The organism is Escherichia sp. WS3063 (genome assembly GCF_046486595.1).
Classification (GTDB): domain Bacteria; phylum Pseudomonadota; class Gammaproteobacteria; order Enterobacterales; family Enterobacteriaceae; genus Escherichia; species Escherichia coli.
The window spans coordinates 1-1407 of record NZ_JBJQKY010000065.1 but is presented as its reverse complement, the minus strand read 5'-3'; the positions used below and the strand labels follow the sequence as shown (position 1 = coordinate 1407).

At 49.0% G+C, this 1407-nt stretch carries 4 protein-coding genes; all 4 read right to left on the bottom strand.

The annotated features are described in order from the left end of the window. On the bottom strand, nt 1-168 hold a 168-nt coding region (locus tag ACJHYW_RS25175), incomplete at its 3' end, for a hypothetical protein (RefSeq protein ID WP_000515547.1). Nucleotides 169-234: 66 nt separating this feature from the next. Then, on the bottom strand, nt 235-573 hold the full coding sequence (locus ACJHYW_RS25170; RefSeq protein ID WP_001332187.1) for a hypothetical protein: 339 nt from the start codon (nt 571-573) through the stop codon (nt 235-237). 72 nt (nt 574-645) lie between these two features. Beyond that, a complete protein-coding gene (locus ACJHYW_RS25165) occupies nt 646-1221 on the bottom strand; it encodes a tail assembly protein (protein WP_237985455.1) in 576 nt (191 codons plus the stop codon). Continuing rightward, nucleotides 1185-1407 (bottom strand): NlpC/P60 family protein (locus tag ACJHYW_RS25160; protein WP_280741130.1); only part of this gene is annotated, 223 nt, incomplete at its 5' end. The genes ACJHYW_RS25165 and ACJHYW_RS25160, both read right to left, overlap by 37 nt.

Here is a 1407-nt window from a genome sequence, read left to right as displayed (position 1 = left end):
CTCACTGTCCAGCACCGGCGTACTGTTCAGCAGCACGCTTTTTAATCCATCCACCGGACCTTCAACCGGCCCTTCGCTGATGGCATCGATCACACTCAGCAGCTGCGTGGATTTCAGGTTGTCCTTCGCTTCGCGCGGGGTATGCCCCTTACTGCTTCCTTTACCCATTCCTCACACTCCATAAACAACAAAGCCGCCCAAAAGGCGGCTCATGAGTTACAGCAGGATTAACTATTATTTACATGCATTAACACTATCAGCAAAAATTTTTGGCGTTAATGCTGGTACACGTTCATAAAGAGTAAAACTACTGCCATTTCCTGCTTTTTTGATATCAAGCACAACATCATATCCCCCCATAGCCTGTGGAACTAAAAGGCTTACCCCATTCTCAATAGGAAGGGATGTTATAGGTGTTCCATTACCAGCCCATTGTCTGGATATGCAGCCTGACAATTCATCAATATTTTTTAATGAATTACCTTCCATTACAGGTTTTCCGGATTTTACGTAATCCAAAGATTTACATCCTGTTAAGGCAATAATCGTGCAGAATAAAATCGTTTTGTTCATATAGCTAACCAATAGAATAATTATCAGTGTTCGATATAAATATTAAATCAGTTAGAACATGAGTAAATAATATTACCGCCCAATTACCACAACCTGACCACCATCCCCTTCATCTGCCGTGCTGATCTCCTGAGATGCCACACGTGACCCCACGCGCATTTCACCGTACAGAACAGGCAGGACATTGCCCTGGGCAACCATGTTATCCAGTGAGGAGAAATAGGTGTTCTGTTTGCCGTTATCCGTTGTCTGTGTACGTGGAGTTTTGGGTTTAGGGGCCAGCATCTGTGCGACACCACCAAGCGTCATCGCTGCCCCCATAGAAAAGAGAATGTCACTGAAAGCGATACTGATTCCTGGCATCCAGATTGCCGTAGCAATCAGCGCCGCACCCAGCACTGCCTGAAAAACACCACCACTTTTGGCACCCGCCAGACGCGGTACGATGTGGATCACGGCACCATTTGCCAGCGGCTCATTAAGACGGGATGATAATTCGGTTTCTCCTGCATCCCGCCCGGCAATCCGTACCTGATACCAGCCATCGCTCAGTTTCTGACGAAACGCCGGGAGCTGTGTGGCCAGTGCCCGGATGGCTTCAGCCCCCGTTTTCACACGAAGGTCGATGCGGCGGCCAAATCGTTGCAAATCCCCGTAAAGGCAGATGCGTGCCATGCCCGGTGACGCCAGAGGGAGTGTGTGCGTCGCTGCCATTTGTCGGTGTACCTCTCTCGTTTGCTCAGTTGTTCAGGAATATGGTGCAGCAGCTCGCCATCACCACAGTAAATGGCGGCATGATTCGGCACCGATGAACCAAAACAGCACAGCAGCACA

Excerpts from the sequence above, each read along its gene's own strand:
- ACJHYW_RS25170 (WP_001332187.1), bottom strand. The coding sequence starts at position 573 with ATGAACAAAACGATTTTATTCTGCACGATTATTGCCTTAACAGGATGT.